The sequence below is a fragment of the Pseudoalteromonas sp. BSi20652 genome (assembly GCF_000239855.1).
GTDB lineage: Bacteria > Pseudomonadota > Gammaproteobacteria > Enterobacterales > Alteromonadaceae > Pseudoalteromonas.
Genome location: NZ_BADT01000073.1, coordinates 1 through 26188, shown reverse-complemented (window position 1 = coordinate 26188; position 26188 = coordinate 1). Strand labels below are relative to the sequence as shown.

At 39.0% G+C, this 26188-nt stretch carries 21 protein-coding genes, 1 tRNA gene and 1 pseudogene; 11 read left to right on the top strand and 12 right to left on the bottom strand.

The genetic code is table 11. From position 1 onward, the window contains the following. Positions 1-231: 231 nt before the first annotated feature. Both P20652_RS12200 and P20652_RS12205 read left to right on the top strand, forming a co-directional pair. A complete protein-coding gene (locus P20652_RS12200; protein ID WP_008167451.1) occupies positions 232-747 on the top strand; it encodes an NUDIX hydrolase in 516 nt (171 codons plus the stop codon). A gap of 215 nt (positions 748-962) precedes the next feature. After that, a complete protein-coding gene (locus P20652_RS12205; protein ID WP_008167449.1) occupies positions 963-2339 on the top strand; it encodes an NAD-dependent succinate-semialdehyde dehydrogenase in 1377 nt (458 codons plus the stop codon). A gap of 375 nt (positions 2340-2714) precedes the next feature. Here P20652_RS12205 and P20652_RS19490 read toward each other — a convergent pair whose 3' ends face one another. The 5 genes and pseudogenes from P20652_RS19490 to P20652_RS12220 all read right to left on the bottom strand — a co-directional run bounded on the left by P20652_RS19490 (position 2715) and on the right by P20652_RS12220 (position 6476). After that, positions 2715-4022, bottom strand: coding sequence for a diguanylate cyclase (locus tag P20652_RS19490; RefSeq protein ID WP_008167447.1), 1308 nt, complete (start codon positions 4020-4022; stop codon positions 2715-2717). Positions 4023-4030: 8 nt separating this feature from the next. Further along, entirely contained in the window at positions 4031-4369 is a 339-nt protein-coding gene (locus P20652_RS12210) for a hypothetical protein (RefSeq protein WP_008167445.1), read from the bottom strand. Positions 4370-4685: 316 nt separating this feature from the next. After that, positions 4686-5763, bottom strand: a pseudogene (locus P20652_RS19760) (endonuclease/exonuclease/phosphatase family protein). A gap of 22 nt (positions 5764-5785) precedes the next feature. Further along, entirely contained in the window at positions 5786-6151 is a 366-nt protein-coding gene (locus P20652_RS12215; protein WP_033017274.1) for a hypothetical protein, read from the bottom strand. A gap of 76 nt (positions 6152-6227) precedes the next feature. After that, positions 6228-6476 (bottom strand): TIGR03643 family protein, encoded by a 249-nt coding sequence (locus tag P20652_RS12220; RefSeq protein WP_007581511.1) that lies wholly within the window; start codon positions 6474-6476, stop codon positions 6228-6230. A gap of 121 nt (positions 6477-6597) precedes the next feature. Between P20652_RS12220 and P20652_RS12225 the strand changes: the two genes are divergently transcribed. The 3 genes from P20652_RS12225 to P20652_RS12235 all read left to right on the top strand — a co-directional run bounded on the left by P20652_RS12225 (position 6598) and on the right by P20652_RS12235 (position 10108). Then, complete coding sequence (locus P20652_RS12225; RefSeq protein WP_008167436.1) at positions 6598-7287, top strand: ABC transporter substrate-binding protein; 690 nt, start codon at positions 6598-6600, stop codon at positions 7285-7287. A gap of 29 nt (positions 7288-7316) precedes the next feature. Next, positions 7317-7973, top strand: a complete 657-nt coding sequence (locus P20652_RS12230) for a YoaK family protein (RefSeq protein WP_008167434.1) — start codon at positions 7317-7319, stop codon at positions 7971-7973. A gap of 74 nt (positions 7974-8047) precedes the next feature. Beyond that, positions 8048-10108: a TonB-dependent receptor gene (locus P20652_RS12235; RefSeq protein WP_008167432.1), complete on the top strand. Its 2061-nt coding sequence runs from the start codon at positions 8048-8050 to the stop codon at positions 10106-10108. Between the two features lie 188 nt (positions 10109-10296). On the opposite strand, the gene P20652_RS20800 is transcribed toward P20652_RS12235, so the two are convergent. The 4 genes from P20652_RS20800 to P20652_RS12250 form a co-directional block, all read right to left on the bottom strand. Further along, positions 10297-10440: a hypothetical protein gene (locus P20652_RS20800; protein WP_237707105.1), complete on the bottom strand. Its 144-nt coding sequence runs from the start codon at positions 10438-10440 to the stop codon at positions 10297-10299. A gap of 95 nt (positions 10441-10535) precedes the next feature. Continuing rightward, on the bottom strand, positions 10536-10757 hold the full coding sequence (locus tag P20652_RS12240; RefSeq protein WP_008167427.1) for a hypothetical protein: 222 nt from the start codon (positions 10755-10757) through the stop codon (positions 10536-10538). Positions 10758-10974: 217 nt separating this feature from the next. Then, entirely contained in the window at positions 10975-12270 is a 1296-nt protein-coding gene (locus tag P20652_RS12245; RefSeq protein WP_008167426.1) for an amidohydrolase, read from the bottom strand. Between the two features lie 838 nt (positions 12271-13108). Then, positions 13109-14110, bottom strand: a complete 1002-nt coding sequence (locus P20652_RS12250; protein WP_008167424.1) for a fatty acid desaturase — start codon at positions 14108-14110, stop codon at positions 13109-13111. A gap of 283 nt (positions 14111-14393) precedes the next feature. On the opposite strand from P20652_RS12250, the gene P20652_RS12255 reads away from it, so the two are divergent. Continuing rightward, positions 14394-15524, top strand: coding sequence for an FIST signal transduction protein (locus P20652_RS12255; RefSeq protein ID WP_008167422.1), 1131 nt, complete (start codon positions 14394-14396; stop codon positions 15522-15524). Positions 15525-15535: 11 nt separating this feature from the next. Further along, on the top strand, positions 15536-17437 hold the full coding sequence (locus tag P20652_RS12260; protein WP_008167421.1) for an EAL domain-containing protein: 1902 nt from the start codon (positions 15536-15538) through the stop codon (positions 17435-17437). A gap of 95 nt (positions 17438-17532) precedes the next feature. Here P20652_RS12260 and P20652_RS17775 read toward each other — a convergent pair. Further along, a tRNA-Leu gene (locus P20652_RS17775) sits at positions 17533-17617 on the bottom strand. Positions 17618-18072: 455 nt separating this feature from the next. Between P20652_RS17775 and P20652_RS12265 the strand changes: the two genes are divergently transcribed. Further along, complete coding sequence (locus tag P20652_RS12265) at positions 18073-18567, top strand: RDD family protein (protein WP_008167419.1); 495 nt, start codon at positions 18073-18075, stop codon at positions 18565-18567. A gap of 105 nt (positions 18568-18672) precedes the next feature. On the opposite strand, the gene lptG is transcribed toward P20652_RS12265, so the two are convergent. Together lptG and lptF are read right to left on the bottom strand one after the other, a co-directional pair. Next, the gene (gene lptG, locus P20652_RS12270; RefSeq protein ID WP_008167417.1) at positions 18673-19740 is read right to left on the bottom strand and encodes an LPS export ABC transporter permease LptG; all 1068 of its coding nucleotides are present in this window, start codon (positions 19738-19740) and stop codon (positions 18673-18675) included. Further along, entirely contained in the window at positions 19737-20849 is a 1113-nt protein-coding gene (gene lptF / locus P20652_RS12275; protein WP_008167414.1) for an LPS export ABC transporter permease LptF, read from the bottom strand. The genes lptG and lptF overlap by 4 nt, the downstream gene beginning before the upstream one ends. Before the next feature lie 286 nt (positions 20850-21135). Between lptF and pepA the strand changes: the two genes are divergently transcribed. The 3 genes from pepA to P20652_RS12290 all read left to right on the top strand — a co-directional run bounded on the left by pepA (position 21136) and on the right by P20652_RS12290 (position 26151). After that, positions 21136-22647 (top strand): leucyl aminopeptidase, encoded by a 1512-nt coding sequence (gene pepA / locus P20652_RS12280; RefSeq protein WP_008167412.1) that lies wholly within the window; start codon positions 21136-21138, stop codon positions 22645-22647. 148 nt (positions 22648-22795) lie between these two features. Further along, complete coding sequence (locus P20652_RS12285) at positions 22796-23242, top strand: DNA polymerase III subunit chi (RefSeq protein ID WP_008167410.1); 447 nt, start codon at positions 22796-22798, stop codon at positions 23240-23242. A gap of 53 nt (positions 23243-23295) precedes the next feature. Continuing rightward, positions 23296-26151, top strand: a complete 2856-nt coding sequence (locus tag P20652_RS12290) for a valine--tRNA ligase (RefSeq protein WP_008167408.1) — start codon at positions 23296-23298, stop codon at positions 26149-26151. Positions 26152-26188: the final 37 nt, after the last annotated feature.

Below are 26188 nucleotides of genomic sequence, written 5' to 3'. Positions count from 1 at the left end.
ATAAATCCCTATGCTTTTTTATCATTCTACGCATCACAAATACTAATTTAAAGGCATGCTTAGAATCTATTTTTTGAGTGAGTTTAAATTATTAAATGCCACTTATGTTAACAGCCGAACATTTACGTAAGCTTAAACAAATCGATCACAAATTTTAAAAATAATTAATATCATTTCTATTTATATAATGGTAGCAACTGTTATTATTAAAAGCTTAAAAAAGGAGACGAAATGCAGCAATTAAAAACCCTAATTCATTCAGGGATTAATATTGACCAAGGTAGTCAATTTACGCGTTTAACGGCTCGCGCCATTGTCATTAAAAATAATAAAATACTTTTAATGTATACAAACCGCTATGAAGACTACAGCTTACCTGGTGGCGGAATCGATGAAGGCGAAAGTATTGAGCAAGGTTTAATTCGCGAACTAAGCGAAGAAACCGGTGCACAACAAATAAGTGTAGTTAAAGCCTTTGGGCTCTATGAAGAGTATCGCCCTTGGTATAAAGATGATTTTGATATTATTCATATCAAATCGTATTGCTATACATGCACTATTGCCGATGAGTTTGGCAAAGCACAGTTAGAACACTATGAGCTGCAAAATGGCATGACCGCTAAATGGGTTGATATCAACGATGCAATTGCACATAACGAGCGCACGCTAGCCAATAGCGAAAAACAAGGGCTCTCTATCTTACGAGAAACCTACTTATTAAAGCGCATTGCTAAAGAGCTCCTATAAGTTACAGAAATTAAATGTGTAACCTTGTAAATTTTGCATTAATCAGAATTTTTTACTGCCTTGAGTAATTTATTCATATCAGTAAAAAATTTTAGCAATTAAAAAAGCAAAAAATAAAATTTAAATTTCAATAGCTTAACTTTATTTAACACTATTTTTTTATATTGGCTCTCGTTTTGCACTATCACCATTACATAATTTGTAAGGAGATAGAAATGACTAACACAGTTAAAACGATTAATCCGGCAACTGAACAAACCATTAAAACCTACACACTACTTTCTCAAAAAGAAGCTGAACAGGTAATCGAAAAATCTCACGAAACATATTTACAATGGCGCTTAACGTCACTCACTGAACGAGCAAGATACTTCAATAAACTAGCTTCACTTTTTGAAGAACAAAAAGAAGCAATTGCAAAACTCATGACCGAAGAAATGGGTAAAGTATACGAGCAAGGTTTTCAAGAAGTTGAACTATGCGCAGGAATTTGTCGTTACACAGCCGAACAAGGCCCACAAGTACTTGCTGACGAAGAACGTGATATGGACGGCGGCCGCGCAATTATCAGCTACCAACCAACAGGTGTACTATTAGGTATTCAACCGTGGAACTTCCCGCTTTATCAGGTAATTCGTTACAGTGCCGCTAACATTATGGCGGGTAACACTACAGTACTAAAACATGCTGGTAATGTATTTGGCATGGCTGAAAAAATTGAAGCGCTATTTAAAGAAGCAGGTTTCCCAGAGTACTGTTTCAGCAACTTACTTATCGACGGTAAAACAGCTAGCTCATTAATTTCGCACAAAGCAATTTGCGGCGTAACATTTACAGGAAGTGACGCTACAGGTAAAAAAGTAGCTGAAGAAGCCGGTAAACACGTTAAAAAAACAGTTTTAGAGCTAGGTAGTAATGATGCGTATATTGTACTAGATGACGCTGACTTAGCACTTGCAGTTAAAACCTGTGTAACAGGCCGTATGATCAATAACGGCGAAACGTGTGTTTCGGCTAAGCGTTATGTTGTTGTTGAGTCACTTTATGATGATTTTAAAGCACAGATAAAAGAGCAGTTTGAAGCCATGAAAATGGGCGACCCAATGGCAGATGATACAGACTTAGGCCCAATGGCCCGTGAAGATTTGCGTGACGGCATTCACGACCAAGTTATGGAGTCTGTTAAAGCGGGTGCAAACATAGTAACGGGTGGTGAAATACCTCAAAAAACAGGTTACTACTACCCACCAACGTTACTTGATAACTTATCACCAGGAATGCCTGCGTATGACGACGAGCTATTTGGTCCGGTTGCCTCGCTTATAAAAGCAAAAGACAACGATGATGCAATGCGCATTGCTAACGACTCACGCTATGGGTTAGGCGGTGGTATTTTCTCAACTGATGTGGATAAAGCCATCGAACTTGCTAAATTTTATTTTGATACCGGTATGATCAACATCAACGGCTATGGTTTAGCACAACCTAACTTACCGTTTGGTGGTGTAAAAGGCAGTGGTTATGGTCGAGAGCACGGCGGTTTTGGTATGCGCGAATTCGTAAATGTTAAAAGCATTATGATCGCCAGCTAATTTTGCTAAGGCATTTAGATACGCGCATTGAATAAGTATTATTGATCCGCGTTCAAAAAAATACCAAGCCTAAAAGTGGGTAACCGCTTTTAGGCTTTTTTGTGACTTTTATCCTTTTATGTTGCACAAGCAAAATTACAGCATTATTTATTAACCAACAAATAAACAGCTAATAACAGAAAAATAGAAGCAAGTTTTTTATGCAAGTAGCTCAGCCTGCCCTTGGTCAACAAACTCACTAAAACATTGACTTATAAAGCATTAAAAATCACTTTATCTAGCACTTAAAATAGCTGCTTGGGATAGGCTTATTATCCAGAGCTCTAATTAAATAACGTATCGAAGGACTTATTTAGCGTGGTTTAACACAATGCGTTAATCATCGTGAACAACCTCATATCGGTTTTTACCATGCGCTTTACTTTGATATAACCCCTTATCCGCTTTTTTTATTAATTCAAAGGGGTCACGATTAACATTAGGGATAACTGACGCAATCCCTAAACTAATCGTTAAATGTTTATAAGAAGAACTACGGTGTTCTATTTGTAATTTACTGACAGCCACTCGCGCTTTTTCGGCGACAATTGTTCCTTCCTTCATATTGCCTTGCAACAAAATTACAAACTCTTCTCCACCATAGCGTGCAAAAAAATCAGTAGGTCTATTTACGCTGGTTTTTATTGCTTGAGTAACATTTTTTAAGCAATCGTCCCCTGCTATGTGTCCGTAAGTATCGTTATACTTTTTAAAATCATCGATATCAATAAGCAGTAGAGTCAACGGTTGCTGATTACGAGTTTGCACTCGCCAAGCGTGCCTAAGTGTTTCGTCAAAGTATCTTCTGTTTGCGATACCAGTTAATCCATCGGTTTGTGATAATGACTCTAACGCTGCATTTGCTATTATAAGATTAGTATTACGCTCATTAACTATGTCTATTAGCAAGTTAAACCCCTTGATAAGCCGACCTATTTCATCGTTTTTGTAAATATCTATGTGCGCTAAGGTATCGGGGTTTTCAATCATTTTCTTAACTGATTTGGCTGTTTTTCTCAATGGTATAAAAAACAAATACAAAGTAAACGTAATTGTTAAAAGTGCGACTAAACTAACCAGTACACCATTAACAATAGCGGAATAAAAATTATCATTTAAACGTTTATATACCGTTTCTATTGGTGCCCTTACAACAACAAACCAATTAGGGTTGTTAATATCAGCGGCGGCATTTAACATTTTATCGCCGCTGCTGAGAGTCAATTTATCGAAGCCGTTGAACCCGCTCATAGCTGCATCATAAAACTTATGCTCTGCTAAAAACGTAATTGGTTTCAGTAAAACAGCAGGATCACTTGAAGCGACAAAAATAGCATCATCTCTAGAAACCACTAAAACATCACCCTGTTGCCTATGATTTTCATCAAAAATATAGTCCATAAAACCAGGGGAATTTAAATATATTGGCGCAGCAAGTATACCCAGTACGTCTCCATTGTTATCCCTAATGGATTTTGCCATAGGCATTAATAATACGCCATTTACACCAGATATATAGGGAGTACCCATTACAACATGATGACTTTCTTTTGCTTTAATAAACCATTCTGATTGGGCAAATGAAAATGTACTTCTGCCTGCAATAAAAGGATGCTCGGCAATTACGCCAATTCCACTAGGCAAAAAAACAGCTAATCCTTGTGGAAAAATATTTGTAAGCTTAAGGCTATTTTTAATTTTATTAATAGTAACGCCTCTGACTGCATTGTTTTTGGTGAAATTGTATCGGCTAATCCAGATATAAATAGAGAACGCTTATTAATTTTATCTTGTATATCCTTTGCTATAAATTTTGCTTGAGCATATTGCTCTGTATTTATTTGGAGTGTAAGTTGTGATTTTTGATCTAAAAACTTATAAATTTCAAGTGACGTAAAAGCAAAAGTCACCACCAACGAAACAAGCAGCGATAGTTTAAAAGTTATATGTGATGGTAATAGCTTACTAAACACTTTTGTAATATGACCCACACCTAGTTACTTAAATGATTAAGTTTAGTTGCTTATCTTCAAAGTACTTACTTTTTTAAAACATTTAAAAGTACTTATCATTAAAATGAAAACGATATTGCTATGTTAGTAAGATACGGTATTGCCTAATAATAAAATTGCATAATAAGTTGCTCGGTATGACTTTTTAGATAGATATAAAAAAGCGCGTTTTGAAGTGACCGCTGTAATTAGTTTGTCCAACTATTGCTGGCACTTAATTGAGCGGATTTTTAATTTTGGAAAAGGGAGTAACCAAAACAATTAAATTACTACTAAAGTGGTCTATGGCTTAAATTTACTGCTCCTCAAATCTTGGCACTTTTCGCTTGTCAGCCTTACTCATTGCAAGCTCTTGAATTTCTTCTTGCTTGTGCTGCGCAGATTTAGTTTCTAATGATTGCTGATTAGCGTTTTCGTAAGAAAGCTCAGTAAGCAGTGCAAAGTGATCAGACCCATATTTAGCTAAGCGCTTAATACGCTTTACTTTAAAGCCAGGGCTGTGAAATAAGTGATCGAGCGGCCAACGCATAAAAAAGTAGCTTGCGTGAAAGGTGTTATAAAAACCACGGCCTTTTCGTGGGTCTAACAAGCCACTGATTTGCATAAACAAACGTGTGCTACGCGACCATGCTACGTCGTTTAAATCACCAGCAACGATGATTGGCCTGGTTGGGTTTTTAAGTGCTTTAGCTACCATTATTAGCTCCGAGTCGCGCGGGCGCGATGAGTCTTCTTCGGTCGGGCTTGGCGGTGCTGGATGAATAAAGTGCCCTTGCATTTGTAGGCCTTCATCGTTTTCAAACAAAATATGAATTGAGGGAATATCTTCTTCTATTAGCTCACATATTTGAGCATCAAGTATTTTAAACTTGCTGTATAAGTGCATGCCGTAACGATTGTCTTTAGGGCATTCTATGTAATACGGGTAATTTTTTTAATGACTGATAATTTATTTTCCCACCAGCTATCGCTTTCAAGTGTAATAAGTAGGTCGGGTTGATGCTCATCAACAAGGCTAATTAACTGCTCACTTTTATGGTTCGACATAAGTACATTTGCCGACATAATTCTTACACTATGCTCACTGTGCTTTGGCGAGCTTTGCACTTCTTTTTCAGCAAGCCACGTATACGGGTAAATCCATTTACCTTGTAAAATCATTATAAGTAATGAGGTTAAGGCTATAAACACATAACCTACTGCGCTACTTTTCCATAATAAAAACAATGAAGTAACGGCTACAAAACTGGCAATATAAAATACCTGTAAACGCACAAAATCGCAGCTACGCACTAAGTAATGCTGGCTGTACGACATAGGTAATAAGGTAACCAGTAAAAAAAGCCAATAATTATAGCCAGCGCAATGAGCATTAAAATATCCTTATAAGTTAACTTAGCGACTTAAAATTGAAAGTATTTCTCGGGTATCGTGCACCATATGAATAACTGTACGGTCTATTTCAATACTCACTGTACCATTATCTCTGGAGCGTTCAATCACTCTACCTCGTTTGTATAAATCACGATCTAAAAAGTCGCCTCGGTGATAGCTTTTACTTAGCCCTGGTGGCGTCCAACCTGCGCGAATTAACTGCTTTGCCTCTTTTTTAGAAAGATAGTCATTGTCGCTATGCTTTTTATGTCCATGTTTATTACTATGCTTATTACTATGTTTATGCTTATCTTTATGTGGATTTGCATCTGCGCTTATTGAAAATAAAGCCAATGCTACTAACGCCGTATATATAGGTGCTCTCATAAATAATCTCTAATGTAGTTAATAATTAAAGATTAACAAACACAGCTGAACATTGTATGAAACCGCTAACACCTACTTAACGTTGTTTATATTGTGTTTTGCAATGGCTGCGCATAATTGCGGGATCGCGTAGTTTTAAATGTTTTGTTTTACGACCAGCGTGGCGTTTACGCCAAACTTTAAAGCTCCCTTTAGAAACATTGTCTCGCATAAAAACCACCAGCTGTGGGTATTTTAATCCGTATAGCTGCTCTATTGCTTCATAAGGGGTTCTATCTTCCCACGCCATTTCGATAATGCGCGACTGCTGCTCTGCGTTAAACATAGTGTATCTCACAAAATTAATTATATACGCTAGGTAAAAATACTTAGATCAATGCAATTAAGTCCATTATCTGTATAATTAAATTCAAGTTACACACTTAAAAGGAATTGGATTTATATTTATGCGCGCAATAATATTATTTTTAGCGTTAAATTATCCCTCGCTTTTACTTGCAGCCCCAAGCCAAACTTTGCGCTGTGTAACAACTCATTACCCTCCCTTTACTGTGTATGATGAAAAAACAGATACATTTACAGGTTTAGATATTGAATATTTAACGTTTATTGAGCGTAACTTAAATCTAAAAATTGATGTTGTGCACTTGCCATGGGCGCGCGTTAAAAAAGAAATGACGCTAGGTTACTACGACTGCTATTTCTCCTTGACCAATAATCAAGAGCGTGCAAAATATTTAGATTTTACAAGCGTGCCTCTGCATACTACTAAGTTTGGTTTATTTACTTTAAGCGAAGATAAGCTACTCACAAACAATTTATCAAATGCCACAATAGCCATGCTTCGCGGTGTTGCCCTACCTGAGGTTATTGCTACAAAATACAATATTGATGAGAGTAACTTAATGCGTACACTCTTAACTACAGACACCTTTGGGCTACTAGAAAAAAACCGTATTGAATACGCAATAACTAACTATCAAGCGGGTTTGTGGTATTCAAAAGAATATAAAAAAGTCTATGCTCGACAATTAAATGAATTTACATTTCCCACTTACATTGCTTTTAAGCATGGCGTAATTGATACAAAATTAATTGATGAGCAAATAAAGCGTTTTAAAGCACAAGCGCAATAATTAACTCTGCATACATTAAGAGATAACCAATGTTTACAAAACTACCAAAATGGGTTGAATATGGCGCGTTTACGCTCGCATTTATAGCGGGCATAGTAAACGCTGTCGGCTTATTAGGGTTTGAACATCAGGCTATTTCACATGTATCTGGCTCTGTTACTTTACTTGGCATTAAAACAGTCACTAACACCAGCACTGCCTTATTACTACTTTCAATAATTACTAGCTTTATGTTGGGCTCGGCACTGTCTGGCTTTTTACTCAGCGGTGGCTCATTAAAACTTGGGCGTCATTACGATACCTTACTTTTTATTGAAGGATTGTTACTATTGGCGAGTGCTTATTTACTCAAAAACACATTCGTTTACGGCATTGTTTTAACGTCTGCTGCGTGTGGGCTACAAAATGCGCTAGCCACTAATTACAGTGGTGCTGTTATACGTACTACACATTTAACAGGTATTTTTACTGACCTTGGATTAATGATTGGCAAAACACTAAAAGGTGAGGCATTTGATACTCGCAAATGCGTTGTTTTTTTACTCATTATTAGCGGCTTTTTATTAGGTGGGATTATTGGTTATATTTTATTTAAGTACTTTTTAGTGCTCGCGTTATTACTTCCGGCGGCTGCGTGCTTTGCATTATCTTTTATATACAAAATATATAGGTTACGTACGCTTTAACGCAACGAGTTTAAAAGCACTTAAAAACCGCATATTATAGAGGCAATGCACTATAGTTTATTTTCAAGGAATGTATGAAACCTTATTTTTTGCCGTTGTTATTACCCTTTAGCCACACTGCGTTTGCCAATAATACAAACAACGATGTAATAGAAACCATAACAACTACCGCATCACGTATTGAAGCGCTATCAACCCCGTTGCCTTTATCAATAAGCACTCTCAGTGAAGCACAACTAAATAGCATAGCGCCTACGCATATTGAAGAAGCTCTGCAACGTGTAGCGGGCGCTAATATTCAACGCGGAAATGGCCAAGAGTATTTACCCGCACTGCGCTCACAAGTACTCTCGGGCGCGGGCGCTTGCGGCGGTATACTTACACTAGAGGATGGCATACCACTTCGAGCCGCTGGGTTTTGTAACATAAACGAGCTATTTGAAGCGCACAGCGAAATGGCGCAGCGCATCGAAGTGTTAAAAGGCCCTGGCTCTGCACTTTATGGCTCAAACGCTGTGCATGGTGTTATCAATGTAATCACACCCGACACCACTCAAGGCGGTGGCTTAGTAGGTTTAGATTATGGCTCGTACGGTTATACCCGTTATAAATTACGTGCAGGGCAAGATTACGGCAACAGCGGTATAGGCATTAATGCAAGTATTACCGACGACAGCGGTTACCGAGACGACGAAAGCGTAGAGCAACAAAAAGTAAATATTCGCCATCGCTATTCAAATAATAATTTATTACTTACCTCAGGCCTTACTTACACAAACCTAGATCAGCAAACAGCGGGATTTATTACAGGCTTTGAAAGCTATAAAAACGAAGATCTCGCGCAAAAAAACTTTGACCCTGACGCATTTAGAAAAGCACGTGCATTTAGAGCGTGGAGCAACGCAACATGGCAATTAAATAACGATGATGTGCTCTCTACTACGTTATATTTTCGCGACCAAAGCATGGACTTTTTTAAGCACTTTTTACCTGGTACACCACTTGAAAAAAACAGCCAAACCGGCTTTGGCGTGCAATCGCTTTATCAGCATAATTTACAAAGTAATGTAAAAGTAAACCTAGGGCTTGATGGCGAATACACGCAAGCCGACTTTACTCAAAGCCAAAATGAGCCCACTCAAGGCTCTGCATTTTTAGTTGCTACAGTACCACAAGGTAAGCATTACGATTACGATGTAAACGCCACGCTTTACGCCCCTTTTGCATCTGTTGATTGGCAATTAAATAAGTGGTTGCTAACAGCCGGTGTACGCTACGAGCATATGCAGTACGACTACACCAATAATATGCTAGCAGGTAGAACAAAAGACGATGGCACAGAATGCGGATTTGGTGGCTGCAGATACAGCCGCCCAGCGAGTGCTAAAAATAGCTTTAGTAATTTATCGCCAAAGCTTGGGGTAAGTTATCAGTACAATACAAATAACACGCTTTATGCCAATTTTTCTCGCGGTTACCGAGCACCACAAGCGGCTGAGCTATACCAATTACAACGCGAGCAAACTACTGCAAATTTAAGCGCCGAAATAGCGAATAACGCAGAGCTGGGTATTAAAGGAATTTACGAAAAATTGCGTTATGGCGTGTCGGTTTACGCTATGAGTAAACACAATACGATTTACCGCGATAGCGACTTTTTTACGGTCAATAATGGCAGCTCTCGCCATCGTGGTATTGAGCTTGAACTTGATTACCAGCTCACGGACTCGCTTGCGCTTAACTTTGCAGGCACCCACGCAAAGCATACTTATACTAACAATCAAGTACTCAACGGTTTAAGTATAAACGGCCACGACATAGATACCGCACCGCGTAATATTGCTAATCTCGATTTAACATGGCAAGCACTCAACAATACGCAAATTGCTTTGCAGTGGCATCGTGTTGGTAACTACTACACCGACCCAGAAAACTTAAATAAATACCAAGGGCATGATGTTTTAAGCCTGCGCGCACAATGGCAAGTTACGAAAAACATTGAAGTGCTTGCCCGCATTATTAACTTAACCGATGAGGCTTATGCAGAGCGCGCCGATTACACCAGTTTTACCGGCGACAGATACTTTCCAGGTAGACCTCGTAACGCGATGCTTTCGGCAACTTATACGTGGTAATACCAATTATATTAAAAACAGGCCCATACTATCGCATTAAATAGCGCACTCACTAGGTTAAAAATAATTCACGTACGACTGCATGGATGCAAAAGGTAGAGTAATGTAGGGAGCAATTAGTGATAACAACACTATGTCATAAGTTTCGCCTTGTTATTGTGCTATTTTCTTAGTGCTATAATAGATCACTAACTTAATGCAATTGGTAGTTCGTTTATTTGAGGGCCAAGTTGATTTAAATCGCTCATGTATTTCATAGGCGATTTTTTAATCACTTTTTTAAATATAGTAATAAACAAACTCACCGACTCATACCCTAGCAACTCAGACACCTGCTATACACTTTGCTTATCAGAAAACGCTTTTAAAGGTCATGATCATACGCAGTTGCGTACACCATTTCCCAGATATCAGGCCGTTTTTTTAATTAGTTAATTAGTTGCTGTAACCACGAAAACAAACCAGATGAAGGTTTACTATTAGTGTGTTTTTGCTCGTAGCGTTTATTCGTTGCTTCGCGCTGCTCACGGCGCTCTTGTGCTAAATTAGCTTTTGCTGCAAAATTCAGGCGCTGCTCTTGCGTTAATTCGTTATTAAAATTTATTACTGTTTTATTTATTGCACGGCTACTTTTTGGTGAACTACACATGATCTTTCCTCTGTTGTGTCACTCTTTAAATAGACAGCACTTTTACTCATTAAATTTCAAAAAATTTAAATCGCGTTATTTTTAATAAATAACGTCGTTTATATTGGTAAGCATCACTGTGCACTTAACTATGTTATTCATGCTGTAGTTGTGCTGCTCTAAAGTTACCATCAAATTAAAACAGCCAAGTTAAACCTATCCTTTAACGTGGTATATTTCACTTATTTTTATTTGCGTTTAAATAGTCGATTGCTAACTGACTAAGCGCTTTAGTGCCTACTTTAAACGATGATTCATCGGCATAAAAATACGGTGAGTGATTACTTGCAACCGTTGCTAAATCTTGATCAGCAGGGGTTCCACCCAGAAACACAAACACACTTGGTATTTCAAGTGCATAAAACGAGAAGTCTTCTGCGCCCGTTATCTTACTCATTTCGATTACATTGTTTTCACCTGCCGCCTTTTTTAGGCTCGGTAACATTTCTGCTGTTAACACTGGATTGTTAACCGTTACTGGGTAACCTTCGTGAATATGCACATCTGCAGTAGCACCCGATGCTTGAGCAATGTGCGTAGCAGTTGTTTTTATTTTTTCAAAAATTTGCGCGCGGTTATCCATATCAAAGTTACGAATTGTACCCACCATTTCAACTTCTTCTGGAATAATGTTATTTCGCACACCACCTGCTATTTTACCAAATGAGACAATTGCAGGCTCTTTAGTAATATTAATTTGACGACTTACAATATGGTTTACACCTGTTACTATTTGTGCAGCTGCGGCAATTGGGTCAACCCCAGTCCACGGAGCAGAGCCATGAGCCTGACGACCATGTACCGTAATTTCAAAGCGGTCGGAACTTGCCATAAACGGACCGCTTCTGTAGCCTATTTGCCCGCTGTGTAAACCTGATGTTATATGTAAGCCAAATGCAGCATCGGGTTTATATTTTTCAAATATTCCCTCTTTTAACATAAGCTCAGCACCGCCTTCTTCTCCCTCTGGTGCGCCTTCCTCTGCTGGTTGAAACACAAACATAACATTGCCATGTAATTCGTCTTTAATATTAGCAAGCACCTCTGCGGCCCCCATTAGCATAGCCACATGAGTATCGTGCCCACACGCATGCATAACTCCTACATCAACGCCGCGATAATTGGTCGTTTTGGTTGATTTAAATTCTACATCAGCTTTTTCGGTTACTGGAAGTGCATCCATATCGGCGCGAAGCATTACGGTTGGACCTGGTTTACTGCCTTTTAAAATACCGATGACACCAGTATAAGCAATGTCAGTTTGAACTTGCATACCGAGTGTTTTTAGATGTTTAGCCACTATACCCGCAGTACGCGTTTCACGATTGCCTAGCTCTGGATTTTGATGAAAATCGCGTCGCCATTTTATAACTTGCTGTTCAACACTTTTTATTTGTTGATCTAAGTTTGCGCTTGCATTAAAAGTACCAAATGCAGCCAACCCTATTGCGAGTGAAATTAATGAACGTTTCATGTTCCATCCTTTATTTTTATTGTAATTAAGCCAACAGTGACCTTTGTATTTTTAATATATGCGCCCAAATATAAAAAGTAAATTAAGATTCACATTGAATTAAAATGCCAATCCTTGAATGCTTTTACAAGTATGCTCAGACAAAGCACTTTATAATCACATAATAAATAGTTATTTCAGCTGTTGTATCATCTTTTGGAGTTGTTAATGGCTTTACCGCATTTATTGCCATGGACAGTAATGCCGGGAATTATTTACAGTACACTGCCTTTAAGCAATCGAATTTACAGTATTTTTTTATGAGCACTATTAATTACAAAATTTGTATCTTTAGTCTTTGATTACCCCGATAGCTACAAGTGGTTTAAAGGGCAAAAATAAATCGCTGGTAGGTAATATAAATGAGATTAAAGAGTTGACCCGCTAGATTGGGTAAGCCTACTTTTACCTGCCCAATAAAACCAAACTTTATTACTTAGGAAATCTTGTGATTACGCTTTTCGCATAAATAACATTTACCTTTGACGTCTGATTCAGACTTAATATCTTTTTGCTTTAATAGACTAACTCACCTATCAAACTCTTCATTTTCAAAATAAATAACTGCGTCGTTAGTTAATGATTCAGGGGAGAGTTGTAGTGAAAAATTCGCCTGATTGGCGCATTAAAACCATCGGTGATGATTTGTTTTAACTATTTGCGTAAAGCCTAAAGTTAAATAAAAACGATAGCTTGTTGTATATCGTTAACGGGTAATGTCATTTGATTGAAGCTCATAGTGTTGCTTTATAAAATAAAACAGCACTATAAAACCTCAACCTATATTAGGTTCAAGTAATTAATTTGCCTGTGCGTTATAGGCATTAGCGTTTTTAATACTATTAAAATCGTTAAACCGTACGTTGTGTTTACGCATCACTTTAAGAATATTTTTACTTAGCATTTGGCGTAAGTAAAACGGCTGATTTGGAACAAAATGATGAATAGTATGCGTTTTACCGAAGTTAAAACAAAATAGATTAAAAGGCATGAATAAGCGACTGGTAATTACATGCGTTTGCTCTAGCATATTATTAACACCGCCGTAGTAATGCATACTTGATGTGACAAAATTTAATGAGCTAGAACGCACTATATTTGGCAAAATTAGCACAACCATCAAAAACTCAAAAACATTCATAATATCGAGCACTAACGCAGGTGAACTAGCCTCAAGTGGCGCAAATAAGCTAGCTAAATGGAATACAATTACACTGTATAAAACAGCAAAATACGCTGTAGTAACAGGAAAACCTGCATTAAACACACTCGCAAAGCTAAAACCTTTGATTTCTTTACTAAAACGCCTTGTATTGATGAGCAACCCTAGTAAGCCGTCAATAATTACCAACGCGCGTAAAAATGGGTTTTTAATGCCGTTCCCCACCAAGCGCTCTTCTAGGTCTTGCTCAGTACCTGATGTTTTATGATGGTGCAAATGCATTTTACGTCTGTACCACGGACTAATAGTATTTGGGCGCATTAACCATACAGTTAACATCATAAAATTATGCATTAAAGGCTGATTACTAAAGTACTGTTTATGAATTAGGTCGTGCTCAAGCTCGTGAGAAATAGACGCCGCAATAGCGGCAAGTACAATACATGCCCAGGCAGGAATGATGGCAAGGTAATATAAAATCCCAACACCAATTAAAGCACTCAATGAGAGCAGTAATATAATGAGCCCTAAGGTATTTTGATGAGCAAGCAAAGGATGTTTTTGACGAAGTAATGCTTCTTCTGTCTTTATCGCTTTAACAATCGCTTGAATGTTTTGTTTAGCACTTAACTGAGTCATATAAGAGTTCTTAGCGGTGTTATATTCATAATACTTAATAATGTTATACGTTAAAAAGTTCGAATTGGATTTCATGATACTTGTCCACGAACCAATTATTAAATTGTACCCCCAACACGTAGTACGGTACACCCACTAATTTAAAAAAGCAGACAGTGATAAGTTTGTGAGACAAAAACAGACATAAAATACATTAATTAAACACAAGCAATATGGGTTTACCTATTTTTACTCTATAATCTATATTTTAAATAACATATTTGCACATGGAAGCCTTTAAGTTATGCACACATTTCAATCTATTTATAAAGAAAGCAAATGGCAAAATGTTCTACCAATAGACTCTAATGCAGCATTAATTTTCGCTTTTGGCGATCGCCATGCCATAGCAACACCCAAAATACAGGCGCAGTTAAACGCCGCATTTCCTCACGCTGAAATTATTGGTTGCTCTACTAGTGGCGAAATCCAAGGCAGTGAGTTACATGACAAAAGCATAGCGCTAACGGCAGTAAGCTTTGAAAAAAGCCATGTTATAGCCAAGTCAGACAACATTAGTAACCACGCTGATTCGTATTCATTAGGGAGCTCCCTTGCAGAAAAACTAGAGCATGAAGGATTACGTTATGTATTCGTGGTTTCCGATGGGCAACTTATAAACGGCAGCGAGCTAATTGATGGTATAACCAAGGCGTTACCTGAAAGTGTACTGATAACGGGTGGCTTAGCGGGTGATCAAGACCGCTTCACTGAAACTGTTGTATGGCACAACGCAGATATAGCTAAAGGCTTAGTCATACTTGTCGGATTTTATGGTGAAAAGTTAAGTATAGGCCACGGAACAATGGGCGGATGGAAACCATTTGGACCCATGCGCGAAATCACTAAGTCAAACAAAAACACTTTATTTGAAATCGACAACACCCCATCACTCGAATTGTATAAAATGATGTTAGGGGAATATGCAAATGAGTTACCCGGCTCAGCCTTATTATTTCCATTATCCGTACAAGAAAGTAAAAATGATCAAGCCGTAGTCAGAACTATTTTAAGTATTGACGAAGACGAAAAAAGCATGACCCTTGCGGGTAATGTACCTGAAAGTGCTAAATGCCAATTAATGCGAGCAAATTACGAAAACTTAGTTGATGGCGCACAACAAGCTGGTGAATTTGCGATCAACATGATGAGCAATGACCAACCAACGCTTGCATTATTAGTTAGCTGTGTAGGGCGAAGAATAATCCTTGATCAACGTGTTGAAGAAGAGCTTGAAATAATTGCCGATTTACTTCCAGCAGAATGTACCCAAACAGGCTTTTACTCCTACGGTGAATTGTCGCCTCTTGTGCCATTTGGCCCCTGTCGTTTGCATAATCAAACCATGACAATCACTTTATTAACTGAAAACTAAGAGGTCCCTCGTTGCATAAACTGTTAGCCCGCCAGTTAAAACGCAGTAAAGTTGATGATAGCTTCGCTCAGGAGTATAGCGATATTGTGTCGCGAATATCTGATGCGTATGAGCAAAATGAGCGCGAGATAAATATTTTAGAGCGCACCTTGTTTATTACGTCTAACGAATTAAACGAACGTAATGACTTACTTAAAAAGCAGCTCAATGAGCTTTCTGACACACAACAACAATTAGAACACTCTATTAGCGTACTTAACGCAACATTTGATGCCATTGGTGAACAAATTACAGTATTAGATTTACAAGGAAATGTGGTTAGTGCAAATAAAATGGCTAGAAGTTTTTTTAAACATTTTAATTTAAACGCTTTTAATTACTTCGGGCAAGTCGATACAATAATAAAAAAGGGAAATAAAAGCACTCATATCATCGCGCAATTAAAAAAAGACCCAACACAATCATTAAGTGGTGAATTTGAGTCTATTGATAACAAACACTATAGCTATCGCTCACTACCTCAGCTAAAAAATGGCAAGCTGATTGGCCGAGTATTTTGTATTCGCGACATTAGTGTTGAAAAACAACACAAAGAAATAATACATTTTCAAGCCTATCATGATGCGCTAACAGGCTTGGCAAACCGCCAATTATTTATGGACAGACTTGAGCATTCATTAGCACTTGCACGACGCGATAACTCAATGACTGCTTTATTGTTTCTTGATTTAGATAACTTTAAACGTATTAACGATACTGAAGGCCACAAAGGCGGAGACGAATTACTGATAAAAGTGGTCGAACGTATACAACAGCGCTTAAGAAAACAAGACACACTCGCACGCTTAGGGGGTGATGAATTTGTTATCTTAATTGAGTTAGTGAAATCCAAAAACAGTATAGAAGTATTATGTGAGGCGCTTTTAGAGACTATCAATAGTGAATTTATAATAAACGGTCGACCTCAGTATGTCTCTTCAAGTATTGGTATTTCTATGTTTCCAAAAGATGGAAATACGCCCGATACATTAATTAGTAATGCCGATATGGCAATGTATGATGCTAAAAACAATGGCAAAAACTCATATAGTTTCTATCACAGTAAACTTGAGGCGCACGCCCGTGAGCAGATGGAAATTGAACGCAAATTACGCAAAGCCATAGACAACGAAGAGTTAGAAATATATTTGCAACCCAAAATCGGATTAAGGTGCAAGCAAATTGTGGGTGCCGAAGTATTAATGCGTTGGTTTACGGATTCTGGTGAGCCTATCCCACCAGACATATTTATTCCGATAGCTGAATCCACGGGATTAATAAAAAAAATAGGTGCATTTGCTATAGACTCGGCAATATCGCAATTAGAACAATGGCATAAAAACGGATTCCCTCCTCTTCAGCTCGCAGTTAATTTATCAATTATTGAGTTTCAAGATGAAAGTTTTATCGACTACATCATTGAAAAAATCTCAAAATCATCCATCCGCGGTGAACAATTAATTATTGAGTTAACCGAATCCATATTTATGGAAAACAAAGAGAAGATGAGCAAAATAATGCATAAACTAAAACGTTATGGTGTTGCGTTTGCATTAGACGATTTTGGTAAAGGATACTCTTCCTTTAGTTATTTACAGTTATTGCCTATTGATTACTTAAAAATTGATAAGTCTTTTTTACAAAACGTAATAACTGACGAGCAAAGCGATGCTATTGCCAAATGTATTATTGATATTGGCCATAACTTAGGGCTTGCAATTATAGCTGAAGGTATTGAAGATCAAGAAACATTAGATTATGTGTCAAAAGCGAACTGTGAAATGGCCCAGGGTTTTTATATGTATCGCCCCATGCCATGTGAAGCATTTACAAATTTACTACGAGACAAATACAATAAGGTCGGCGGGCTTTAACTTATACCAACACAGCCTTGAGTGACGCTCAGACCCGCCTTCATGAATTTAAGACATAAAAAAACCCCAACCAATTTGGTTGGGGCTATAAAAAGTGGTACCAGCGGCCGGACTTGAACCGGCACGCCTTTCGGCAGGGGATTTTGAATCCCCCATGTATACCAATTTCATCACGCTGGCGTCATTTTTCTTTAACCTTCTAAACACGAGAAGATAAAGAAAAACCACTTTAGAGCTAAGAATCATGTATGCGCCTTCGTCTCTATGCAAAGCATTATACAAACAATAAGGTTAGCAGCAAGCGTTTTATTACATTCACCCCATCAACCGCTTAACAATTGAGCAACTATTAACATTTAAAAGCGAATGTAGTGCCGCAAAGCCTTTTACAAAGCGTATAGAACGTAGTGTGTATAATGTTTTTGAATTGAAATTTGTCCTTCCTAAGGACAGCGCATGTTTGGCATTTATACTGCGTTATCGCCTATTTATGGGGAACACCACATACCATAGACTCTGCCTTACCTAAATACCAAACAGACTACTGTAAATTCAACCACCAAAGATCAACACGCCCTAGTATTTGTTAGCTTATTTGCTAAACTAGCGCGCATATTAATAGTGAGAGTGTATTTATGTCTGGTAAGTTTCCTCGTGCGAGTTTTTGGCGTCGTTTTGCGTCTTTGATCTACGACGCTTTAGTTGTAATTTCTTTATCTATGCTTACAGCCATACTTTATTTTGCAGTAATTCAGAGTCTAATTGCATTAGATTTTATTGCTCAAACAGAGGATCCTGCGGCCTATATACAAAATTCTCCGCTGCTTTACGGCATTAGAAGTGCTTTATTTGTAGGTATAAACATTTTCTTTTTTGCTTACTTTTGGACTAAAAGCGGTCAAACCATTGGTATGCGTGCGTGGCGTTTAAAAGTGCAAACATTGGACGGTAAGCTCATTAGCTGGCCTCAAGCAATTATTCGCTGTGTAAGCTCACTACTTGGTTTGGGTAACTTAATAGTGTTAGTTGATTTTAAAAATAAAAATGCATTGCAAGATTACATCTCAAAAACTGAAGTAATTGCATTAACAAAAGAAGAAAACAAGCGTATTTACCGCGAGCTCGATTAGACTCAATATCCGGTTTATGTGAGTATTAAAACGTAAAAAAAAGCGTGACTACTCAGTCACGCTTTTTATTTTATCTAGCTTATTATTTTGTAATTAAAACGAACCTTATACTCGCTTATTCATCAAGTATGTCGCAAAGCCTATAAATATAACACTTGGAAATACTGCGCCTATAATGGCTGGGATCTGATAAACCATTACTACAGGACCAAATATTTCGTTAGTTAAATGAAACACAATCCCCGTTACAACACCCATAATTATTCGAGCGCCCATAGTAACTGTACGTAATGGGCCAAATATAAACGAAAGCGCCACCAACAGCATTACAGCAACTGATACAGGCTGCATAAGCTTGCGCCAAAGGGCAAGTTCGTAGGTGCTAGTATCTTGCTCGTTTTGCTCTAAATAACTTAAATACGACCAAAGCCCAGTAAACGATAATGACTCTGGCTTGACCGAAACAACCCCTAGCTTTTCAGCGGTAAGTTGTGAAGGATAGAACTCTTCTGGCATTTGTTCTGTTGCGGTTTTTTCAGGAATAATAATAATTTTATTAACGTCCCGAAGTAGCCAGCCTTCTTTTCTACTCAGTGCATCTCTAGCCTTGGTAATTTGGGTAAGCTCTAGGGATTTATCAAAGTGGTAAATATGCACCCCATTAAGTCTGCCGTTCTCGTCAACATCTTCTATATTAATAAAGTTGTTGCCATCTTTAGCCCATACACCTTTTTGTGCATTAAATACATCCCCTCCGTGTATTGCTTGATTACGCATTTCTTTAGCGTGCAACTGTGTCTCAGGTGCCCCCCATTCACCTAGTGCCATCATGCAAACAGCCATAAATACAGCGGTTTTCATAACAGAGCCAATTATTTGCAGACGCGACATACCTGCAGCTTGCATAACCACCAGCTCACTATTTGAAGCAAGCGCTCCTAAACCGGTTAAACCTCCAATCAATGCTGCCATAGGGAAAAACACAACAAGATCACCAGGTATTGTATACAAAGTGTAAAGCATGGCGGTCATTAGATCGTAACTACCACGCCCAACAGATTTTAGCTGTTCAATAAATTTAATTAAGGTACTAATACCTACAAGCACCAACAGTGCAAAGCCCGTTGTTTGTAAAATACTGCGACCCAAATACCAATCTAGCGTTTTCATCATGAGCCTAACTCCCGCTTGGTTACAACAGCTTTAAGCCAAGCGCCCAATGGTCGCCCTTTTATAATTAATAATCCACCAATAAAGAGTGCGCTTAGATGAATCCACCATAAACCAATTGAAGGCGGAATTTTTCCATCTTCAACGGCAAACTTAGCGGCATTTAGTAAAATGAAATAGCCTAAGTACAAGCTAATAGCAGGCACTAATTTTGCAAATTTACCTTGGCGAGGATTAACTACACTTAGCGGTACTGCCAATAGGGTTAGTAACGGAATAGAAAGCGGTATGGCAAGTCGCCACTGCCACTGCGCTATAGACTCTGGCGTATTAATCGCTAGTAACTGATTGGTAGGTACGGCTTCTAACTTACGGCGTTGATGCTCTATTTCTTGTTCTCTAATTTGCACGCTGTAACCGTCAAATTGAGTTAAGTTGAGCGCTGGTGTAGCCCCATCTGTTTCGTATCGCTTACCGTCTGTTAGTACTAATTGTTGCTCGCCATTTTGCGCTTCAACAACAACACCTTGCTGTGCATAAACAAGGCGTGCAAGGTTATCTTTTTCACTATTAGGTAGTTGCGCCACAAATACTTTGTTTAATTCTTTACCGCCATTTTCGATGTTATGAATAAACACCACCGCTTTTTCATTCCCTGTCTCTTGAAAGCGCCCTGCTCTTAGTGCTGATAAACCTGCATCAGCTTTTGCTTGTTCTTTTAATTGATATTCTTGCTCGCTCGCCCAAGGTGCTAAATACATAGTGAGCGCTGCAGCTAAAAAAGCAAGCCCTGCACTGGATATAAGCGTTACTCGAACAACATACCATTCACTTACACCACAGGCTTTAAGTACAGTCATTTCGCTGTCGGCATAAATACGGCTGTAAGCCAAAATAATACCTAAAAATATACTCAAAGGAAGGATTAATGAAGCAAGTTGCGGCAATTTTAGTGCGATCATCGACAGCACTAATTTGGCCGGAATGCTCCCCTCAGAGGCATCACCTAAAATAACCACTAACTTTTGCGACAAAAAGATGGTCATTAAAGTTAAAAATACGGCGACCTGCGATTTTAAAACCTCTGAGGTCAAATAACGGAAAATTAGCAATGCTCGCCCCTGTTAAACATGGAATTTCACTACGATAGTGATAATTGAATAGTCAAATAGCTATTTTACCCAGTCTTTACTGGCAAATAGGCTATTATTATAAGCCATCAAAATTAATTATCCTACCTAAGTGCACGATATAATGTTGCATTAGTGGCCCTTATGCATATAAAGTTCAATTACATAGTAAGAGTCTAGCAAAATCAGCTAATATTAGAGTTATTAGACTAGAAATCTTTTTTAGCCCCTACTTAATAGCTTAATAGACTCAAAACCAGGAGTGACAATGGAATTTAGCGTAAAAAGTGGTAGCCCAGAAAAACAACGCAGCGCATGTATTGTGGTTGGCGTTTACGAGCCGCGTAGGTTATCCCCCATTGGTGAACAACTCGATAAAATCAGTGACGGTTACATCTCAAATTTACTTCGCCGTGGCGACTTAGAAGGTAAACCAGGTCAAGTTTTATTATTGCATCATGTACCTAATGTATTAAGCGAGCGCATATTGCTTGTAGGCTGTGGTAAAGAACGCGAACTTGACGACAAGCAATACAAACAAATAATTTCTAAAACAATAAATACCTTAAATGATACTGGTTCAATGGAAGCGGTATGTTTTTTAACAGAACAGCACGTTAAAGGTCGTGACACGTACTGGAAAGTACGCCAAGCGGTAGAAACTACGCAAGATTGTTTATACACGTTTAACCAATTAAAAAGTAAAAAAGTAGACCCGCGTCGTCCACTTCGTAAAATTGTATTTAACGTACCAACGCGCCGCGAATTAACTATTGGCGAAAGCGCTATTGAGCATGGCTTAGCCATAGCAGCAGGTAGCAAGCTTTGTAAAGACGTTGCCAATATGCCACCAAATATTTGTAACCCTGCATATTTAGGCGAGCAAGCACAAGAGCTTGCGGCTAATTTTGACAACATCACAGTTGACCTAATTGGTGAAGATAAAATGGCAGAGCTAGGTATGAACTCATACTTAGCGGTTGGCCGTGGCAGTGTTAACGAATCAGTTATGTCGATTATTAACTACAAAGGTGCAGCCGCTGACCAAGCTCCAATTGTGCTTGTTGGTAAAGGTTTAACGTTTGACTCAGGTGGTATTTCATTAAAACCAGGCGAAGGCATGGATGAAATGAAATATGATATGGGCGGGGCAGCAGGCGTTATTGGTGCAATGCGTGCACTCGCACAAATGCAATTACCCATTAACGTTATCGGTATTTTAGCTGGCTGCGAAAACATGCCAGGTCCAAATGCATATCGACCTGGTGATATTTTAACAACCATGTCGGGACAAACGGTTGAAGTATTAAACACTGATGCCGAAGGGCGTTTAGTATTGTGTGATGCGTTAACGTATGTTGAGCGCTTTAATCCTGATACAGTTATTGATGTAGCAACCTTAACAGGTGCCTGTATTGTAGCCCTTGGCGCGCATGCGACTGGTTTACTATCAAACCATAACCCACTTGCACACGATTTATTAAAAGCGTCTGAGCAAAGTGGCGACCGCGCATGGCAGTTACCGTTATGGGATGACTATCAAGATCAACTAGAAAGCCCATTTGCTGATTTTACAAACTTAGGTGGTCGTTCTGCAGGCACTATTACCGCAGCTTGTTTTTTATCTAAATTTACCAAAAAGTACAACTGGGCACATTTAGATGTAGCCGGTACAGCGTGGCGCAGTGGCGCTAAAAAAGGCGCAACCGGTCGTCCTGTTCCAATGCTTACTCAGTATTTATTAAACAGAGCGGGTGTAAGTGAAGCGGCTCAGGATTAACAACCTGTTTAGCTAAAATAAGGCGCCACACGGCGCCTTATTTATTTGTGTATTAATTGAAGCAAACCCCGTTATATGGCAAAATCTGCCTCCTAATTTGTGTATATCAATTTGGTATACATTCAATGTCATGGGAAACCCCGATACAATGAACATGAACGCTAAATTTTTCGTTCTAAAGCAACAAGATGAGTCTAAAGCGAAGGCTGACGATCATTTTGCTTTGGCTGCCCAAATTGCGGCCGATCAGTATCGAAATGGGCAGCGTGTGTTTATTTGTGTTAACGATAACGAAACTGCCTGTGCCATTGATGAAATAATTTGGGCGTTCGATCCAGATAGTTTTGTGCCACATAATTTACAAGGTGAAGGCCCTAAAGGCGGCGCACCTGTAGAAATTGGTATTACGCCACCTGTTGGCAATCGTAAAGTTTTAATTAACTTGGCTACCCTGTTACCGGATTATATTCGTCGGTTTAACCAAGTTTTTGATTTTGTACCCGTAGAAGCAGCGGCTAAGCAAGCAGCCCGCGAGCGTTTTAAAAAGCTACGCCAACTCGGTGCCAATCTCACCACGCAAGATATTAATAGCTAGCCAATCAGGCAAACTAACCAACTAATTTAAGTACTTATTTAAGGTTCTGTGTAATGGATAAAACCTACAATCCGCAAGATATTGAACAGTCTCTATATCAAGACTGGGAACAAAAAGGCTACTTTAAGCCATCTGGCAAAGGCACCCCATATTCAATTATGATCCCGCCGCCAAATGTCACTGGTAGCTTACACATGGGCCACGCCTTCCAAGATACAATAATGGATACCCTAACGCGTTTTAAACGTATGCAAGGTAACAACACATTATGGCAAGTAGGTACTGACCACGCAGGTATTGCAACGCAAATGTTAGTTGAGCGTAAACTGCATGCCGAAGAAGGTAAAACACGCCACGATTTAGGCCGCGAAGATTTTATTAATAAAATCTGGGAATGGAAAAAAGAATCGGGCGGCACTATTACCAAACAACTTCGTCGCCTTGGCGCATCGGTTGATTGGGATCGTGAACGCTTTACCATGGACGATGGCCTATCTGAAGCCGTTAAAGAAGTGTTTGTACGCCTTCACAAAGAAAACCTAATTTACCGTGGTAAACGCCTAGTAAACTGGGATCCTAAATTACACACTGCTATTTCTGATCTTGAAGTTGAAAACAAAGACAAGCAAGGCCACATGTGGAACTTACGTTACCCACTAGCTGATGGCGTTACAACACAAGACGGAAAAGACTACATTGTAGTCGCCACAACTCGCCCAGAAACCATGCTTGGCGACTCAGGTGTTGCAGTAAACCCTGATGACGAACGCTACATAGATTTAATCGGTAAAGAGATTTTATTACCCATCGTTAATCGTCGTATTAAAATTGTTGCCGATGAACATGCCGATAAAGACAAAGGCACGGGTTGTGTAAAAATAACCCCAGCGCACGACTTTAACGATAATGAAGTGGGCAAGCGTCATCAAATGCCGATGATCAACATTTTCGATAAAAACGCCGCTATTCTTACCCAAGGTGAAACATACACCTTTGACGGTAAAGAGCTTGAGTTTGATGCGCCAATTCCTGAGCGCTTGCACGGCCTTGATCGTTTTGCTGCGCGCAAAGCGATTGTGGCAGAATTTGAAGAACTAGGCCTACTTGAAAAAATTGAAGACCATGGTTTAACGGTTCCTTACGGCGACCGCTCTGGCGTGGTAATTGAGCCACTACTTACCGACCAATGGTATGTACGTGTTGCACCGCTTGCTGAACCTGCAAAAGACGCAGTTAAAAACGGCGACATTCAATTTGTTCCTAAGCAATACGAAAACATGTACTTCTCGTGGATGAACGACGTACAAGATTGGTGTATTTCACGCCAGCTTTGGTGGGGTCACCGCATTCCAGCTTGGTACGACAGCGAAGGCAACGTATTTGTTGGTCGCGACGAAGCTGAAGTACGCCGCGAAAACAACATTGCAGATAGTGTAACGCTAAGCCAAGACGAAGACGTACTTGATACGTGGTTCTCATCAGCGCTTTGGACTTTCTCTACACAAGGTTGGCCAGAAAATACCGATGATTTAAAAACCTTCCACCCGTCTGACGTGTTGGTAACTGGTTTTGATATTATTTTCTTCTGGGTTGCACGCATGATTATGATGACGCTGCACTTTGTAAAAGACGAAAATGGCAAACCACAAGTTCCGTTTAAAACCGTATATGTAACTGGCTTAATACGTGACGACAATGGCGATAAAATGTCTAAGTCAAAAGGTAACGTACTTGACCCACTAGACATGATTGACGGCATTGAACTTGAAGACCTAGTACAAAAACGTACTGGTAACATGATGCAGCCAAAACTTGCCGCTAAAATCGAAAAAGATACGCGTAAAGTATTTGCAGGCGGTATTGAAGCACACGGTACCGACGCGCTTCGCTTTACCCTTGCTGCAATGGCATCTACCGGTCGTGATATTAACTGGGATATGAACCGCCTTGAAGGTTACCGTAACTTCTGTAACAAATTATGGAACGCGAGCCGTTACGTATTAATGAATACAGAAGAGCAAGACTGTGGTTTTGCAAACGGTGCTCAAACAGAGCTTTCATTAGCTGACCGCTGGATTTTAGGTCAATATGAAGCAACCGTTAAAACCTACACAGAACACCTAGATAACTACCGTTTTGACTTAGCTGCTAATACGCTTTACGAATTCACTTGGAACCAATTTTGTGATTGGTATTTAGAGCTTACTAAGCCAGTATTATTTAAAGGTAATGAAGCGCAGCAACGTGGTACACGTAATACACTTATTACCGTACTTGAAAGCTTACTGCGTTTAATGCACCCAATGATGCCATACATCACAGAAACTATTTGGCAACGTGTTGCACCACTTGCAGGCCTTGAAACAGCAAACACCAGCATTATGGTTCAGCCGTTCCCTGTCTATAATGCAGCAAGCGTTGATGCTAAAGCGATGGACGATTTAGAGTGGGTTAAACAATTCATTTTAGCTATTCGTAATATTCGTGGTGAAATGGACATAAGCCCAAGCAAGCCACTTAGCGTATTACTTGCTAATGCATCGAGCGACGACGTGCGACGCATTGAAGAAAACAAATCATTTTTAGCATCACTTGCAAAAATTGAAGAGTTTACAATGCTTGAAAACAAAGACGACGCACCTGCGTGTGCAACGTCTTATGTTGGCAACCTTGAGATCATGATCCCAATGGCAGGCTTAATTGATGTAGAAGCCGAGCTTTCGCGTATTAACAAGCAACTCGAAAAAGCAGAAAAAGGCCTAGCACAAGTGCAAAATAAACTCGCTAACGAAAAGTTTGTAAACAACGCACCTGAAGCCGTACTTGCTAAAGAGAATGCAAAACTGGCTGAGTTTAGCGATGCTAAAACTAAGCTACTTGAGCAAAAAACTAAAATAGAAAGCTTATAAACTTTCGTAAAAATAGCTATTAAAGCATTTAATAGCC